At 64.3% G+C, this 16,151-nt stretch carries 15 protein-coding genes; 5 read left to right on the top strand and 10 right to left on the bottom strand.

What is annotated here, in order from left to right; translation table 11 throughout:
* Nucleotides 1-163: 163 nt before the first annotated feature.
* From C41B8_RS08665 to ilvN, 8 genes are all read right to left on the bottom strand, one after another.
* The gene (locus C41B8_RS08665) at nt 164-1,438 is read right to left on the bottom strand and encodes an MFS transporter (RefSeq protein ID WP_037336682.1); all 1,275 of its coding nucleotides are present in this window, start codon (nt 1,436-1,438) and stop codon (nt 164-166) included.
* Nucleotides 1,435-1,905 carry a ribosomal protein S18-alanine N-acetyltransferase gene (gene rimI, locus C41B8_RS08660; RefSeq protein WP_037336680.1) on the bottom strand — a complete coding sequence of 157 codons (471 nt, stop codon included), beginning with the start codon at nt 1,903-1,905 and terminating at the stop codon, nt 1,435-1,437. The genes C41B8_RS08665 and rimI overlap by 4 nt, the downstream gene beginning before the upstream one ends.
* Nucleotides 1,902-2,747: a uracil-DNA glycosylase gene (locus C41B8_RS08655; RefSeq protein WP_051883306.1), complete on the bottom strand. Its 846-nt coding sequence runs from the start codon at nt 2,745-2,747 to the stop codon at nt 1,902-1,904. Before C41B8_RS08655 ends, rimI begins: the two co-directional genes overlap by 4 nt.
* Nucleotides 2,748-2,785: 38 nt before the next feature.
* Nucleotides 2,786-4,411, bottom strand: coding sequence for a hypothetical protein (locus C41B8_RS08650; RefSeq protein ID WP_037336678.1), 1,626 nt, complete (start codon nt 4,409-4,411; stop codon nt 2,786-2,788).
* Nucleotides 4,412-4,591: 180 nt separating this feature from the next.
* Nucleotides 4,592-5,368, bottom strand: a complete 777-nt coding sequence (locus tag C41B8_RS08645; protein WP_037336676.1) for a CDP-alcohol phosphatidyltransferase family protein — start codon at nt 5,366-5,368, stop codon at nt 4,592-4,594.
* Between the two features lie 56 nt (nt 5,369-5,424).
* Nucleotides 5,425-6,102 carry a phosphatidylserine decarboxylase gene (locus tag C41B8_RS08640; RefSeq protein WP_051883305.1) on the bottom strand — a complete coding sequence of 226 codons (678 nt, stop codon included), beginning with the start codon at nt 6,100-6,102 and terminating at the stop codon, nt 5,425-5,427.
* A 44-nt stretch (nt 6,103-6,146) separates the two neighbouring features.
* Nucleotides 6,147-7,163: a ketol-acid reductoisomerase gene (gene ilvC / locus C41B8_RS08635; RefSeq protein WP_037336674.1), complete on the bottom strand. Its 1,017-nt coding sequence runs from the start codon at nt 7,161-7,163 to the stop codon at nt 6,147-6,149.
* A gap of 101 nt (nt 7,164-7,264) precedes the next feature.
* Nucleotides 7,265-7,783, bottom strand: coding sequence for an acetolactate synthase small subunit (gene ilvN / locus C41B8_RS08630; protein ID WP_037336831.1), 519 nt, complete (start codon nt 7,781-7,783; stop codon nt 7,265-7,267).
* A gap of 146 nt (nt 7,784-7,929) precedes the next feature.
* Here ilvN and ilvB point away from each other — a divergent pair, with 146 nt between their 5' ends.
* The gene (ilvB, locus tag C41B8_RS08625; protein WP_051883304.1) at nt 7,930-9,774 is read left to right on the top strand and encodes a biosynthetic-type acetolactate synthase large subunit; all 1,845 of its coding nucleotides are present in this window, start codon (nt 7,930-7,932) and stop codon (nt 9,772-9,774) included.
* 198 nt (nt 9,775-9,972) lie between these two features.
* Here ilvB and C41B8_RS08620 read toward each other — a convergent pair whose 3' ends face one another.
* A complete protein-coding gene (locus C41B8_RS08620) occupies nt 9,973-10,668 on the bottom strand; it encodes a glutathione binding-like protein (protein ID WP_037336672.1) in 696 nt (231 codons plus the stop codon).
* A gap of 134 nt (nt 10,669-10,802) precedes the next feature.
* On the opposite strand from C41B8_RS08620, the gene C41B8_RS08615 reads away from it, so the two are divergent.
* Together C41B8_RS08615 and C41B8_RS08610 are read left to right on the top strand one after the other, a co-directional pair.
* On the top strand, nt 10,803-11,441 hold the full coding sequence (locus C41B8_RS08615) for an SDR family oxidoreductase (protein WP_037336670.1): 639 nt from the start codon (nt 10,803-10,805) through the stop codon (nt 11,439-11,441).
* On the top strand, nt 11,434-12,102 hold the full coding sequence (locus C41B8_RS08610; RefSeq protein ID WP_037336668.1) for a DNA-3-methyladenine glycosylase family protein: 669 nt from the start codon (nt 11,434-11,436) through the stop codon (nt 12,100-12,102). Before C41B8_RS08615 ends, C41B8_RS08610 begins: the two co-directional genes overlap by 8 nt.
* Nucleotides 12,103-12,106: 4 nt before the next feature.
* Here C41B8_RS08610 and C41B8_RS08605 read toward each other — a convergent pair whose 3' ends face one another.
* Nucleotides 12,107-13,597: an alpha,alpha-trehalose-phosphate synthase (UDP-forming) gene (locus C41B8_RS08605; protein WP_051883303.1), complete on the bottom strand. Its 1,491-nt coding sequence runs from the start codon at nt 13,595-13,597 to the stop codon at nt 12,107-12,109.
* Between C41B8_RS08605 and otsB the strand changes: the two genes are divergently transcribed.
* Complete coding sequence (gene otsB / locus C41B8_RS08600) at nt 13,596-14,357, top strand: trehalose-phosphatase (protein ID WP_037336667.1); 762 nt, start codon at nt 13,596-13,598, stop codon at nt 14,355-14,357. The genes C41B8_RS08605 and otsB overlap by 2 nt on opposite strands.
* On the top strand, nt 14,306-16,120 hold the full coding sequence (locus C41B8_RS08595) for a glycoside hydrolase family 15 protein (RefSeq protein WP_051883302.1): 1,815 nt from the start codon (nt 14,306-14,308) through the stop codon (nt 16,118-16,120). The genes otsB and C41B8_RS08595 overlap by 52 nt, the downstream gene beginning before the upstream one ends.
* Nucleotides 16,121-16,151: the final 31 nt, after the last annotated feature.

The following is a 16,151-nucleotide window of genomic DNA, read 5'->3' as shown; positions in this document are numbered from 1 at the left end:
TATGTCGTCCGCACGAGCTGATATAGGCGTGACCGATGTCGGCGAAGATCGGCGCCAACCCAAACGACTCGGGGCAGAAACAATCTCCGGGAACGACTGAAGAAAGCACTCGGCAGGCTTGCGCGACAGCTCGTCATTCAGCGAATAGGCCAACACGTTGGCTTCACGCGTTGACGGAATGCCTGACCTTGCCGGCGTCTACACGTGTCAACAGCCACCCGCCGGCGATGAAAAGGACCACCACTGACAGGATCGACAGCCGCGCGCTGCCGCTCAGGGCGGCGACCACGCCCACCAGCAGTGGACCAATTACGGCCGCGAACTTGCCCAGCATGTTGTAGATGCCGAAGTATTCGCCGGCCTTACCGTCGGGGATCAGGCGCGCGTAGTAAGAACGCGACAACGATTGCACGCCGCCTTGCACCAACCCGATAGCCACAGCCATCGCATAGAACTGCCAGACGTCGTGCAGGAAATAGGCCCAACCCGAAATCGCCGCATAAACGCACAGCCCGAGATAGATCGCTTTCTTGGTATCCCAGATCGAAGCCAGCCAGCCGAACGCGATCGCGGCCGGAAAGCCGATGAACTGGACCAGCAGCAGCGCCATGATCAAACTTTCCTGGCCGAAGCCCAGGCTCAGGCCGAAGTCCACAGCCATGCGCACGATGGTGTTCACGCCGTCGATGTACAGCCAATAGGCCAGCAGAAACAGCCAGATCTCGCGCTGTTTCATGATCTCGCCGATAGTGCCCCGCAGTTCGGACAGCCCTTCTCGCATGGCGCGGCCGACGGGCGCGCGGCCGCGCCCGGTATCCTCACGGGCGAACAGAAATAACGGCAGCGAGAACAGCGCCCACCAGATCGCGACGCTAAGAAACGACCAGCGCACAGCATCCGCACGATCGGCCAGGCCGAAGGCATGCGGCCAGATCGTCATGGCGACGTTGAGCGCAAGCAACAGCCCGCCACCCAGATAGCCAAGCCCGTAGCCGAGCGCCGAAGTCCGGTCGTAGTCGTCGGGCAGCGCGACATCCACGATCAGGCTGTCGTAGAACACCATCGCCATGAAGAAGCCGATGGACGCCAGCACGAACAGCGTCATCGCGGTCAGCCATTGCCCATGGCCGACCCAGAACAGCCCGGCGGTAGCAGCCACGGACAGCCCGGTCGACAGCGCGAGCCCTGCCTTCTTGCGATGGCCTCGATCGGCGATCGCGCCGCCCACCGGCGCCAGGAACAGCACCAGAAAACTGGCCAGTGCGCTGCCCACACCGAGCTGCAGCGTACTGGTTTCCGCGGGATAATCCGCGCTCCAGAAGGTCTTGAAGAACACCGGGAAAAAGCCGGCAACGACGGTGGTCGCAAACGCCGAATTGGCCCAGTCGTAGAACGCCCAGCCGAAACGGCCGCGGCGCGTAAAGCGCGTATCGCTCAAATCAGGATGACCTTCGACAACAGCAGCGCGTCCTCGCGGCCGTGTCTGTCCGGATAATAATTCGGCCGACGGCCGCGGGTTTCGAAGCCGTAGCGGGCATAGAGCCGGCGCGCGGCATGATTCGACGGCCGGACCTCGAGCAACAGTTCACCGGCCCGCTCGGCCGAGGCCTGGGCGATCACCGTTTCCAGCAGCCGCGCGGCTGCACCGCTGCCGCGGGCATGCTCCGCCACGCAGAGATTGAGCAGATGCGCTTCGCCGACCGCGATCGAGGCCAACGCATAGCCGGCGACGCTTCGACCGGTCCGATCGATCACCCACGCCCAATACCCGACCCGCAGGCAGTCGCGGAAAATACGCTCGCTCCAGGGGTGGCTGTAAGACTCGCGCTCGATCGCCACGACCGCCTCGACGTCGCGCGGCCGCATGCGCCGAACCTGCCAGAGATCGTCCGCCGCCGCGCTCATTGATCGAACGCGCGAATATGCCGGGCGATCATCTTCAGATCGGCCCAGGCCTTGCTCTTCTGTTGCGGGCTGCGCAGCAGAAACGCCGGATGATAGGTCACCAGCACATCGAGATCGCGGCGTGGGTAGCGATGCAGCTGGCCGCGCAGCTTGCCCAGCGGCGTCTGACAGTCGAGCAACGTCTGGGCGGCCACGCGCCCCACGGCCACCACCAGCCGCGGCGCCATCAGATCGATCTGACGTTCCAGGATCGGCCAGTCGGCTGCCACTTCATCCGGCGTCGGATCGCGATTGTCCGGCGGACGGAATTTACAGATGTTGGTGATGTACACATTGGTCGCACGCGAACAGTCGATCGCCGCCAGCATCCGGTCGAGCAGCTTGCCGGCACGGCCGACGAACGGCACGCCCTGGGCATCCTCGTTCGCGCCGGGCGCCTCGCCCACGATCAGCACGTCGGCATCACGCGCGCCGATACCGAACACCGGACGGGTCGCGCCGCGATGGTCCTGGCGCGCGAGATAAGCCTCGAGTTCATCCCAATCCAAACCGGCCGGGCTGTCGTCCCCATCGGCGACCGACACAGACTGGGGCGTTGAGGGCGCGTCGTCCTGGACTGCCGGCTCGGGCATTTCGGTGACCGACGGGGAGGCCGCTTCGATGATCGGCGCTTCTCGTGGCGCCTCATGCGCCCGATCGGCCGGAGCCTGCGGCGCTTCCGGCTCGGGCTCGGGCTCGGGCGCAGACGCCGTCGGGCCGGCCAGCGGCCCGTCGGCACGATACTGCCAGTCGGTCAGGCCGAGTGCGCTCAGGTAGTCGTCGCGGCGTGTATCGAATGTCATGGCTGAAAGCGTAAACGGTTTATCGGCTTTTGCCAGTCTCAGTTCGCATGACCGACCCGACAATCGTGCCTGCCCCCGCGTCCGAGCTCGACCACCATCACCGAGGTACGCGGCGTACCGGCCGATTGCAGAAGTAGCCGCGCGCCGGAAAAAAGACCCAGTACCGGATCGGTGGCGCTCGGGCGCACGAGCGCGAGCGGCGCCGACTTGCCGGTTTGCCGGGCTGCCCATTGGCAGAGCGTCGGCAGATCATGCGCCACAAAGACCGGACGCCCGAGCTCGGCGCGCCATAGCGGCGCTTCGACCGGCGCCAACACGGCGATGGGTCGCGACCGGAACGGCACCAACTCACCAACCAGCTCGTGATCGTAGCTTCGCTGACTGAGCAATTGCTGCGGACCGGCCAACCAAAGCGCCCCAGCGGCCATCACGCTCGCGAGCGCGAGCGCCGCCCCGACCGCCGGCGCGAACCGGGCACGGCGCCAAGCCAGCGTCAGCACGGCCACTGGCAGCAGCAGGAAGACGATCGCGGCCACCCGACTCGCCCAAAGCAGCGATCCATGCGCAACCGGCTCGGCGCGCCCCGTCAGCAACAGGCTAACGCTGATCGTTAGCCCAAGCAGCGCATACAGCCCGGCCCACAGGAACGCGCGGCCGCGTGGTTGCGATCCCGCCAGCGGGGCCGCCCACCACAGCACACCCACGGGCGCGAGAGAGGCTGCCGCCAGCGGGGACGTCGTGGCCGCGGTGGACAATACGACCGCCCCGACCAGCAGCACGAGCGCGAGCCGGCCGGGTGCCTCTCGTGGCCGTCGTACGGTTTCAATCAGCGCGGGCACGCTCGGCAATATCAATGCCAGCACCATGAGCCCGTCGGGCAACGACAGGCCGCTGCGTTCGATCGCCAACTCGATTTGCCGGAAAAGCGCCGCCCAGCGCGCCCAGGACGGCAACGCAATGACGTCGATCAGTGTAAGCCCGGCGATAACGAGCCCGGCAAAGACGGTTAAACGCAGATTGGCGAACAGTCGCCAATACCCACGCGTCAAACCCGTATGCAACCAGGCGCCGACACCGACCGCGATGGCATAAACGCCGGCACCGTCAGCGATGAGCACGGCCAGAGCGAGCACGACGACCGCCAGCCTGCCGGCAGCGAGATGCGCGTCGGAAACCCGCACTGCCGCATAGAGCGCCAGCAGCATGGCGCCATCGACGATCAGCCCCGGCGAACCGGTGACAGCCGCCCACAGCGCGGGCGAGAGGACGAACAGTAACGCGGCGAACACACCCGCCGCGCGCGATCCGGCCAGCGCGGCCAAAAGCCCGGTGACGGCGCCGGCGGCCAGTATGTCCGGCAGGCGGAGCGCCAACAACGCACCGATGGCGGGTACCAGCTTGAACAGGACCGCGGCTGTGGCCAATGCCGCCATCGCCCGGTTTGCCGCCGCGGCACCCGCGATCGCATGCCGGAACGGATCGCCCCAGCCCACACCAGGCGCGCCAATACCATGGAGCCAGTCCAGGCCCCAGGCTTCCGCGACGCCCATCGGTATCGCGAGTGCCACGATCAGGGCCGCTGCCGTGCCGGCGAGCACGCAGGCGACGATCGCCGAGGCTCGGCTGTGCGACGGCACCGCGGATTCCGGAGCCACCGCAGTCATCGGGCTCGCGGCCCTACCGCGTTGTGCATCGCGCGCCCCGATCGTCGAGCAATACGTGTCATCGCCATAGGCCGCGTTGAGTCGATCGACATCCGGATTGGATCATGCCTGACGGGGGAAGTTTCAGCGTCCGCGCGGCCGATGTGTCGCGCGAGTCCGCGCCAGGTGCCGTTTGAACCGCTACGGGTTGCCGCGATCGGAGCGCAGACGCCGCCGCCGGCGAAGCGCCATGACCGGCCCGGACAGGGCATACGCCAGAAAGCCCAGGAACAGCACGCGCGGCGGGTCCAGCATGATCAGCACGAAGGCGATCACCATGAACAGGATATAGCGGAACGGCACGCGATCGCGGATATTGAAATCCTTGAAGCTGTTGTAGCGCACGTTCGACACCATCAGCACGCCAGCGCCCACCGTAAGCAGGAACACGGGGATCACGAGATCACCGCCGGGGATGCCGAAATCCGCGCCGACCCAGACGAAGCCAACCAGTAGTCCGGCGGCCGCCGGACTCGGTAGACCGAGAAACACTTTCTTCTCGACCGGACCGCCGCGGGTGATATTGAAGCGCGCGAGTCGCAGCGCCGCGGCAGCGGTATAGAAAAACGCCGCCAACCAACCAAGCTTGCCGGCCACATTACTGTAGGCCGCCAGCGTATGCAGGCTGTACATGTAGGCCAGCAGGCCAGACGCCAGCCCGAACGCGACCAGATCCGCCAGGCTGTCGTACTGGATGCCGAAATCGGACTCGGCGTTGGTCAGCCGCGCGACGCGCCCGTCCAACATATCCGTGAGCATGGCGACGAAAATCGCAATGCCGGCCACCGCGAACCGATCCTGCGTCGCCGCAATGATGGAATAGAAACCGGCGAAGAGCGTGCCGGTGGTAAACAGGTTCGGCAACAGGAAAATACCGCGCTTGCGGCGAGTGCCGGGTTCCGGAGGGGATTCAGACATAGGCGCTACTCTATAGCATCAACCGCCGGCTTTGCCCGGCCGGCCGCAGCGACGACTCAGGCCGCACCGTCCAGACGGGTACGATCGGGGTCGACCTTGGCCCGACAGCTGCCATTTTTCTTGTGTACCAGTTTAGCCAGTACGCAGGCCCCGGCCCGCACGTGGTCGCCCAACTCGACTTCCATGCGCGAGTTCACCGGCAGGAACAATTCGACGCGACGCGCCATCCGGCGATTACCGCAACAGCGCCCCTGCCCCACACGCTCGCCGTAGCCGTTGCGACATGGGCGTGCGCCGAGCAGCGTGCCATAGCGGATCGCCATGACCAGCTCGTCGCCTTCGTCGGTACGAATCATGGACGCCACACCGCCGAGACGTTCGACGGTCTCGCCGGCCAACTCCAGGACCGTGCCCTCGACCGGGGAGCGCAGCAGATAAGCGCCGAAGGGGTTCACGCGGATCGCGACCTTGACCGCTTCGCGGTCGAGGTACGGGTCGTAGCATTCACGCCGATGGATGACGGTGCCATCCACCGGCGCAATCACCGACAGCGGTTCGGCCGGTACGTTGCGCGGCGAGTCCCGGAAAAACAGGACCGACACGGCCATGAGGACCAGCACCGGAAGTGCCGCCCAGACGCCGATGCCCGCATTGACGATCAGAAAGACGATCGCCAACGCGAACAGCACACCCCAGCCTTCGGGGACAATATGGAACAGCGTTTTCCGCTGCATACCGATCGCTCGCCTTGAACTCGCGTTCGGAAAGAAGACGCGTATCAGTTACGCGTCTTGTCCACGATCTTGTCCTTGGCGATCCAAGGCATCATGCCACGCAGCTTCTCGCCGACCTGCTCGAGCTCGGAGGCCGCGGCGTTGCGACGGCCGGCCTTGAGCATCGGGCTGCCGGCCTGGTGCTCGGCCATGAACTCGCGCGCGAAGCTGCCGTTCTGGATTTCGGTGAGCATCTTGCGCATCTCGGCGCGGGTCTCGTCGGTGATCAGACGCGGGCCGCGGGAGATATCGCCGTACTCGGCGGTGTTGGAGATCGAGTAGCGCATGTTGGCGATGCCGCCTTCGTAGATCAGATCCACGATCAGCTTCACTTCGTGCAGGCACTCGAAGTACGCCATTTCCGGCTCGTAGCCCGCTTCAACCAGCGTGTCGAAACCAGCCTGGATCAACGACACCAGACCACCGCAGAGCACGGACTGCTCGCCGAACAGATCGGTTTCGGTTTCGGCCTGGAACGTGGTCTCGATGATACCGGCACGGCCGCCGCCGTTGGCCACGGCATAGGCCAGCGCAACGTCCTTGGCCTGGCCCGAGGCGTCCTGATAGATCGCGATCAGGCTCGGCACGCCGCCGCCGTTTTCATAGGTCGTGCGCACGAGGTGACCCGGGCCCTTCGGCGCGATCATGATCACGTCGAGATCGGCGCGCGGCTCGATCAGCTGATAATGGACGTTGAAGCCGTGGGCAAAGCCGAGCGTCGCACCCTGCTTGATGTTGGGCTCGATGACCTCGTTGTACAGCGACAGCTGGTGCTCGTCGGGGGTGAGGATCATCACCACGTCGGCGGAGGCGGTCGCTTCTTCGATGCTGGCGACGGCCAGGCCGGCGTCGGCGGCCTTCTTGGCCGAGGACGAGCCTTCACGCAGGCCGACCACGACGTCCACGCCCGAATCCTTCAGATTATTGGCATGGGCATGGCCCTGCGAACCATAACCGATGATCGCGACTTTCTTGCCCTGGATCAGGGACAGGTCGCCATCCTTGTCGTAGTACACGGTCATGCTCACGGTTGTTCTCCTGCTGATGGTGTCGGCTCGGCTGGCAAGGGGCCAGCCGCTTCATTACTGATTCGCGGTATCGCGTTCTATGCGTCAGCGCGGGGTCACGCTTCGGCTTGTTCGTCTTCGGCGTGGTAGCGCAGACCACCGGTCCCCGGCGTCATGGTGACCGCGCCGCTGCGGGCCAGCTCGACCAGCATGCCGGCGTCTTCCAGCACGGCGACAAAACGGTTGAGCTCGTCGCCACTGCCGAGAAAACGCAGCAGCGTCAGGCCGTCTTCCTCGCTGATCACGCGCACGTCGAAGCCGGCGGCCATGGTCTCGACCGGCGAGGCCGATGCCTCGCGCTGGACCTTGATCAACGCCAGTTCGTATTCCATATGCTCGTCGCCGGTCATGTCCAGCACGTCGATCACATCGACCAGCTTGAGCAGCTGTCGATTGATCTGCTCGATGACGTTCTCGGTGCCCCAGGTCACGAGCGTCAACCGCGACATGGTCGGATCCTCGGTCGGCCCGACGTTGAGCGTCTCGATATTGAACCCGCGCTGCGAGAACAGACCGGCCACGCGCACGAGCGCCCCGGCCTCGTTGGCCATGAGGATGGATATCACATGTCGCATCGTGATCACCTCGAACGCGCTGGCTGACAAAGCGCGCAAAATACGCCCATACCCGAGGTGAAGCAAATCAATTTCCACAGCCGCCGCGGGAAAGCCGTGTTTTCGGTTACAATTCGGGATTTTCCACGTCGTTCGGGAAAACTGCCATGACTGAACTGCACACTGCCCCCGAAACCCGTCCGCATCATCCGCTGGCCGGCCGCGTCATGACCGGTGCCGAAGTGCTGGTTCAGGTACTGGCCGACGAAGGCGTGGACACGGTATTCGGCTATTCCGGCGGTGCCATTCTGCCGACCTACGATGCCATCTTCCGCTTCAACGAAGAGCATCACGACCTCATGCCGCTGATCGTGCCCGCCAACGAACAGGGCGCGGGCTTCATGGCCGCCGGTTATGCGCGCGCCTCCGGCAAGGTCGGCGTGGCCATGGTCACCTCCGGCCCGGGCGCGACCAACGCGGTCACCCCGGTGCGCGATTCCATGGCCGATTCCGTGCCCATGGTGCTGATCTGCGGCCAGGTCGCCCGTGCGGCCATCGGCACCGATGCGTTCCAGGAAGCGCCGGTGACCAACATCATGAGTTCGGCCGCCAAGCACGTATTCATGGTCACCGATCCGGACAAGCTGGAAGCGACCGTGCGCACCGCCTTCGAGATCGCGCGTTCCGGCCGCCCCGGCCCGGTCGTGATCGACGTGCCCAAGGACGTACAGAACGCCGAATGCACGTTCACCGGGTCTGGCGTGCTGCCGGTACCGGGTTATCGTCAGCGCATGCGCGATTTGCGCTCGAACAAGCTCTCGGACGAAAAATGCGCCGAGTTCTTCCGCCTGCTGGGCGAATCCAAGCGCCCGCTGATCTATGCCGGCGGCGGCGTGATCAACTCGGACTCGGCCAATGAGCTGCGGGCCCTGGCGCAGGCCTACGGTATCCCGGTGGTCACGACGTTGATGGGCATTGGCGCGTTCGACACCACGGACGCGCTGTCGCTGCACATGCTGGGCATGCACGGCACGGCGTTCGCCAACTATGCGGTCGAGGACTGTGATTTCCTGATCGCGGTCGGCGCGCGCTTCGACGATCGCGTGGCCGGGCGGCCGGATGATTTCGCCCCCGAAGCCAAGGCGATCGCACACTTCGATGCCGATGCCTCCGAGATCAACAAGGTCAAGCAGGTCGACTGGCACCACGTCGGCCTGTTCGCCCCGAGTCTGGCGCGTGTGCTGGCCTACGGCCGCGAGCACGGCTTTTCCAACGAGTTGTCCGACTGGCATCAGCACATCGCCGCGCTCAAGCGCGACTATGCGATGAATTACGACCGCGACAGCTCGCTGATCCAGCCCTATGCCGTAATCGAGGAGATCAACAAGCACACCGACGGCCGCGCGGTGATCGCCACCGGCGTCGGCCAGCACCAGATGTGGGCCGCGCAGTACTTCGATTTCCGCGAGCCGCGCCTGTGGCTGACCTCGGGCTCGATGGGCACCATGGGCTTCGGCCTGCCGGCCGCGATCGGCGCGGCCTGCGCGCGACGCGACAAGCTCGTCATCGATATCGACGGCGACAGCTCGATCCGCATGAACATCGGCGAGCTGGAGACCGCGACCACCTACGACCTGCCGGTCAAGGTGGTGGTGCTCAACAATATCGGCGACGGCATGGTGAAGCAGTGGCAGAAGCTGTTCTTCAAGGGGCGTCTGTCGGCATCCGACAAGTCGCTGCACAAGAAGGACTTCATCAAGGCCGCCGAAGCCGACGGCTTCGAATTCGCTCGTCGCGTCACCGACCCGGCGGACCTGTCGGCCACCGTCGAGGCCTTCCTCGAGTTCAAGGGCCCGGCCTTCCTGGAAGTGATGGTCGACCCGGACGCCGGCGTGTACCCGATGGTGGGCCCGGGCAAGACCTACAAGCAGATGATCACCGGCGACTTCATCAACAATCGCTACAGCGACGATGCCGGCGACACGGAAGTCGGGCCGTCGGAGATGTTCTAAAGCCGCTCGGCGGCTTGCGATCTGAACAGACCGGCCCGCGGGCCGGTCTTTTTTTTATCCGCAGATTACGCAGATTGCACCGATGAACGACGGGCGAATAGCGACTCAGCGCTTGCTTCGGCTTGCCGTGCAATCACTCGGCATCGATCTGCGCAATCTGTGAATAGCCCAACGACTGGGCCTGTTGCCGTTTCGATATCAGCGTTTCTGGTACTGCGCGCTGCCGAACATGTTCTCCATGGCCTCGCTGTCCTGGCTGAGATCGGTGTGGTGGTCAGCCAGTACCTGCAGGCCTTTTTTCACGTTCTCGCGGTCGCCGATCATTTCGAACCAGCGGCGCACGTTCGGATAGTCGTCGATGTTGACGCCCTGGGTCTCGGCCGAGCGCAGCCACGGCCAGGTCGCGATGTCGGCGATCGAGTAATCGTTACCGGCCAGGAATTTGGTGTCGGCCAGCCGACGATCCATCACGCCGTACAGTCGATTGGCCTCGTTCTCGTAACGCTTGACCGCGTATTCGATCTTCTCCGGCGCGTACTTGTTGAAGTGATGCGCCTGGCCGAGCATCGGCCCGATGCTGCCCATCTGGAACATCAACCACTGGATCGCGTCGTAGCGCTTGACCGGATCCTTCGGCAACAGCCGATCGGCCTTGTCGGCGAGATACATCAGGATCGCGCCCGACTCGAACAGCGCGTACGGCTTGCCGTTGGGCCCGTCCTGGTCGACGATCGCCGGGATCTTGTTGTTCGGGCTGATCTTGAGAAATTCGGCGCCGAACTGGTCACCCTTGCCGATGTTGATCGGATGCGCGGTGTACTCGGCGCCGATCTCCTCGAGCATGATGTGCACCTTGTGCCCGTTCGGCGTGGTCCAGGTATACAGATCGATCATGGATTGTCGTCCTCGGGGGACCGTAGAAGTCCCCTCTTGTAAAAAACCAACACATGCCAAAGGTTGTGAGGGTAAACACAGATTCAAGCCGGCGCGTTCGTCGGCTTGTCCGCAATCCGCTTGAAGGAGCAACCATGCATGTACTGGTCGTAGGCGCTCACGGCAAGATCGGCCGCCGTTTCATCCACGCGATCGACGGCAGCGAACACACGGCCCGCGCCATGGTCCGTGACAGTGGCCAGATCGACGAAATGAAAGCCATTGGTGCGACCGACGTCGTTGTCGCCGATCTCGAAGGCGATTGCAGCGAAGCCCTCTCCGGCTGCGATGCGGTCGTCTTCACCGCCGGCTCCGGCGGCCATACCCCGCCGGAGAAAACCGAGGACGTGGATCGCAACGGCGCGATTTCGATCATCGATCAAGCCGTTTCCGCGGGCGTGCGTCGCTTCGTGATGGTGTCATCGATGAACGCCGACACACCGGAAAACGGCTCGGAGAAAATGCAGCATTATTTCCGGGCGAAGGGCGCGGCGGATAATCACCTGCGTTCGACCGACCTGGAATACACCATCGTGCGGCCGGGCAAACTCACCGAAGACGACGGCACCGGGCAGGTGGATATCGCCAAGGATCTGGGCCGCTACGGCGAGATCCCGCGTGATGACGTCGCCCGCGTGCTGCTGATGACGCTGGACTCGCCCAACACGATCTGCAAGCACTTCGAGGTGCTGTCCGGCGACACGCCCATCGAGAAAGCCCTGCTCGGTGTCTAGCGCGGCCCGCCCCACGCGGCTCGCTTTCGATGCGGAGGCCGCCGTCGAACACCTGACGGCGGTCGATCCGGTGCTCGGCGCGCTCATGCAGCGCGCCGGGCCGTATCGGCCGAGCACCAACGCCGCCCCGGACGTATTTCATTCGTTGATGCGCGCGATCGTCTATCAGCAATTGTCGGGCAAGGCGGCCGGCACCATTCATGCACGCGTACTTGCGGCGCTAAACGCGGGTGACGCACCGGGCGCGGCCGCCATCCAGGCCGCCGACGATGCCACGCTGCGCGGCGCCGGGCTGTCGGCCAACAAGCTGGCCGGGCTGCGAGCGCTAGCCGCTGCCCAGCTCGCCGGCGAACTGCCCGATGAATCCCGCATCGACGATTACGACGACAGCGAACTGATAGAACGCTATTCGGCTATCCGTGGTATCGGCCGCTGGACCGTGGAAATGCTGCTGATGTTCCACCTCGGCCGGCCGGACGTCATGCCCATCCACGACCTGGGCGTGCGCAAGGGCTATGCCGCGACCTACGGTCTCGATGCCCTGCCCAAGCCCAAGGCGCTGGAAGCCGCGGCCGAGGTCTGGCGGCCTTATCGTTCGGTGGCCAGCTGGTATATGTGGAGGGCGCTGGAGGCCGAGGGCGCCGCACCCCAGCCCCAATAGTCGTCTATTGGTTCGCCCCGGCAGCGCGCAGAAATTCTTCGACCCAGTCGAACGCGTTGTGGCTGCGGATGATTTCGCGCATGGCGTCCATGCGCCGGCAGCGCTCTTCACGTGCCATGTAGCAGGCCTCGTGGATACGCTCGGCGGTGGAGACAACGTCGTGCGGGTTCACCAGCAGTGCATGGTCGCCCAGTTCGGCCGCCGCGCCGGCGAATTCGCTCAGAATCAGCACGCCATCGCTATCCCGCTGGGCCGCGCAGAATTCCTTGGCCACGAGATTCATGCCGTCCTTGAGCGGGGTCACCAGCGCGATATCGGCGACCTGGTAATGCGCCATCAGTTCGGCCTGATCCATGCTGTGGAAGCTGTAGTGAATCGGCACCCAACCCGGTTCGGTGAACTCGCCGTTGATCTCGCCGACCAGCCGCTCGATCTCTTCCTTCTGCTCGACGTACTGCGGTACCCGCTGGCGCGACGGCACCACGTGTTGTTGCAGCGTCACGCGGGTGCGCAGTTCCGGATAGCGCCGCAGCGCCTCGCGGAATGCCTCGAATTTCTCGGGCAGCCCTTTGGTGTAATCGAGCCGGTCGACGCCGATCACCACCGTTCGATCGCGCCAGTTCCCACGAAAACGCTGTACCTTGGTCAGCGAATCCTCGCTGGCAGCCATACGTTCGATATGGTCGTAGTCGATGCTGATCGGCAACGTACCGATGCGCAGCTGCTGCTTGTCACGCGTGAGGCCGTCATCGCCGATGTTGATATCGATGCCGTACTCGCCCGCCTGGGTCTCGACATGATCGAACAGCGTCGTGAGCACATCGAGAAAATTGATCCGGTCGGTGACGGTCTGGACGCCGATGAAGTCGTAACTCAGCAGCGCATACACGATCTCGCGCCACCACGGCAGATTGCAGAAGATATCGGCCGTCGGAAACGGAATATGCTGGAAGAAGCTGGCCCGATTGTGGACGCCGAGCGCGCGCAATTCGTCGGCCACATTCACGAGGTGATAATCGTGCACCCAGACGAAATCGCCGGCGCGCGCGACTTCGCTGATGCGATGCGCGAACTCGCGATTCACGCGCTGATAGGCCTGCCAGTAATCCGGCTCGAACCGGCATACCGTGAAGCGGTTATGGAACAACGGCCAGATGACTTCGTTGGAAAAGCCTTCGTAGAAGTCGGCAATATCATCGCGGGTGAGCGCGACCGGCTCCAGACGATAGGCGCTGTCGGCGTTGTACCGGGCGTCGAGCACATCGCGCAGCGTATCGGTCGCCTCGTCGGCGATGCCCGGCCAGCCGACCCAGACCCCGCCGCGCCGCCGCATCACCGGATCCAGGGCCGACACCAGACCCCCGGCTGCAGGGTGCGTCTGCCAATCGTTATCCTCGGTGCGTTCCAACGACATCGGCAGTCGATTGGATACCATCACCAGACGCCGGCCATCGACCTGGCCGCCCTCTTTCGACTTGCTATCCTGGCTCGCCATGACGAATCTGCCCGACCCAGAAGAACACTGGGCCCTTTTTCTGGATGTCGACGGTACCTTAATCCATATCGCCGAGCATCCGGACTCCGTTCAACCCTCGCCTCGCCTAGGGGAAATCCTCAACGCCGCCGCCGACGCCTTCGACGGCGCCCTGGCCCTGGTGTCCGGCCGGCCGATCGCCGAAATCGATCGGCTCACCGAGCGGGTCGCGCCAGCCGCTTCCGGCCTGCACGGACTCGAGCTGCGTACACCGGCTGGCGGCTATGAGGCCCCGGATCACGACACGCCCGGCATGCATACGGCTCGCGAGCGCCTGCAAGCGCTGACCGACGAGCACGCCGGACTCTATCTTGAAGATAAACAAGCCACGCTCGCACTGCACTTTCGCCAGGCCGACGACACGGCACGGCGCGCGGCCGAAGATACGATCGATGCCATCAAGAACGACGCCGGAGGCGCCTTGTCCGTGCTCGCCGGCAAGTCCGTTCTGGAGCTCAAGCCGGCGCGCGGCAACAAGGGCCGCGCCCTACAACGTCTGATGAGCGATCCGCCTTTTGCCGGTCGTTGCCCGGTGTACGTCGGCGACGACGTCACCGACGAAGCGGCTTTCGTCGCGGTCAATTCGCTCGGGGGGGTATCGATACGGGTGGGCGAACCCGCCGTGAGTGCGGCACGGTATCGGCTGAACACCGTAGACGAGGTATTGGCATGGCTGGAGCAGATCGCCACCACACTCAATCCCGAGACGCCGCCGACCTGAATCTGGGTCTGATCGGCAACGGTCAGATCGCGGCCCTGGTGGATGCACAGGCCCGCATCATCTGGGGCTGCTTTCCCGATTTTCAGGGCGACCCGCTGTTCAGCCAGCTGGTCGACGACCAGGACCGCGGCTATTACGAGATCGGCATCGACGATTGTGTCTCGATCGAACGCGAATACGTCCGCAACACCGCGATTCTCCAGACCACGATGCGCGATGCCCGCGGCGGCGCGGTCCGGGTGACCGACTTCGTCCCGCATTTCTGGCAGTACGGGCGTGAATTCCGGCCCCTGATGATCGTGCGCCAGATCACGCATCTGGCCGGCACGCCGCGCGTGCGGGTGCGCATGCGGCCGGTCTGTAATTATGGCGCCGACGACCTGCGCATCACCCGCGGCTCGAACCACCTGCGCTATGTCTCGGATGCACGCGTGCTACGGCTGACCACCGATGTGCCGATCAGCTACATCCTCGACGAACGCGCGTTCGTGCCCAACGGCACGCATACGCTGGTGGCGGCATCGGATGAAACTCTGCCCGAATCACCGGCGGAAATCGGCCGGCGCTTTTTCGAGCAGACCCGCGACCACTGGCGCAACTGGGTACGTACGCTGTCGATCCCGTACGACTGGCAGCCGGCGGTGATCCGCTCGGCGATCACGCTCAAGCTGTCGACCTATACCGAAACCGGCGCCGTGGTCGCGGCCATGACCACCTCGATTCCGGAGGCGGCCGGCACTCAGCGCAACTGGGACTATCGCCACTGCTGGCTGCGCGATTCGTATTTCGTGATCCGCGCGCTCAACCGGCTCGGCGCGACCTCGATCATGGAGAACTATCTCCATTACATCATCAACCTGGTCGCCAACGCCGAGGACAATACACTGCAACCGGTCTATGGCATCAACGGCGAGGCCGAGCTCACCGAAACCGAGGCCGAGCATCTGGCGGGCTATCGCGGCATGGGCCCGGTCCGGGTCGGCAACGATGCCTACCGCCAGATCCAGCACGATGTGTACGGCAGCGTGATTCTTGCCATCACCCAGATCTTTTTCGACGAGCGCCTGTCGCATCTCAAGGACGAGGCCCTGTTCCGGCATCTCGAGCCATTGGGCGAAAAAGCGCTGGCCAACTACCGCACGCCCGACGCCGGCATCTGGGAATATCGCGGTCGCGAACGTATCCATACCCACTCGGCGCTGCTGTGCTGGGTCGCCTGCGACCGGCTCGCCCGGATCGCGCGACATCTGGAGCTCGATCAGGACGCTCAGCGCTGGCAGCGCGGCGCCAACGAAATCCATGCCGATATCTGCGACAACGCCTGGAACGAGGCGCGCAACAGCTTCGTCGAGTCGTTCGGCGGCGAAGATATCGATGCCGCGCTGTTGCTGATGAACGAATTGTCGTTCCTGCCGGCGGACGACCCGCGCTTTATCGGCACGGTCGAAGCCGTGGGCGAAACACTCAAGCGCGGCGACTATCTGTTCCGCTATGCCGCGGCCGACGACTTCGGGGCGCCGGAAAACGCGTTCAATATCTGCACCTTCTGGTACATCGAGGCGTTATCGTCGATCGGGCGTACGGACGAGGCCCAGCGCCTGTTCGACAACATGCTCGCGCATCGCAGCGATCTCGGCATGCTGTCCGAAGATATCGACCCGAAGACCGGCGAGCTCTGGGGCAACTACCCGCAAACCTACAGCATGGTCGGCATCATCAATGCCGCATTGCATCTGTCGCGGCGCTGGGAAGAAGTGCTTTAAGCGCAGGTTTACAACGGCCGGGCACAAGCCC

Source organism: Salinisphaera hydrothermalis C41B8 (assembly GCF_000732535.1).
Classification (GTDB): Bacteria; Pseudomonadota; Gammaproteobacteria; order Nevskiales; family Salinisphaeraceae; genus Salinisphaera; species Salinisphaera hydrothermalis.
This window is presented reverse-complemented; position numbering and strand designations above follow the sequence as displayed.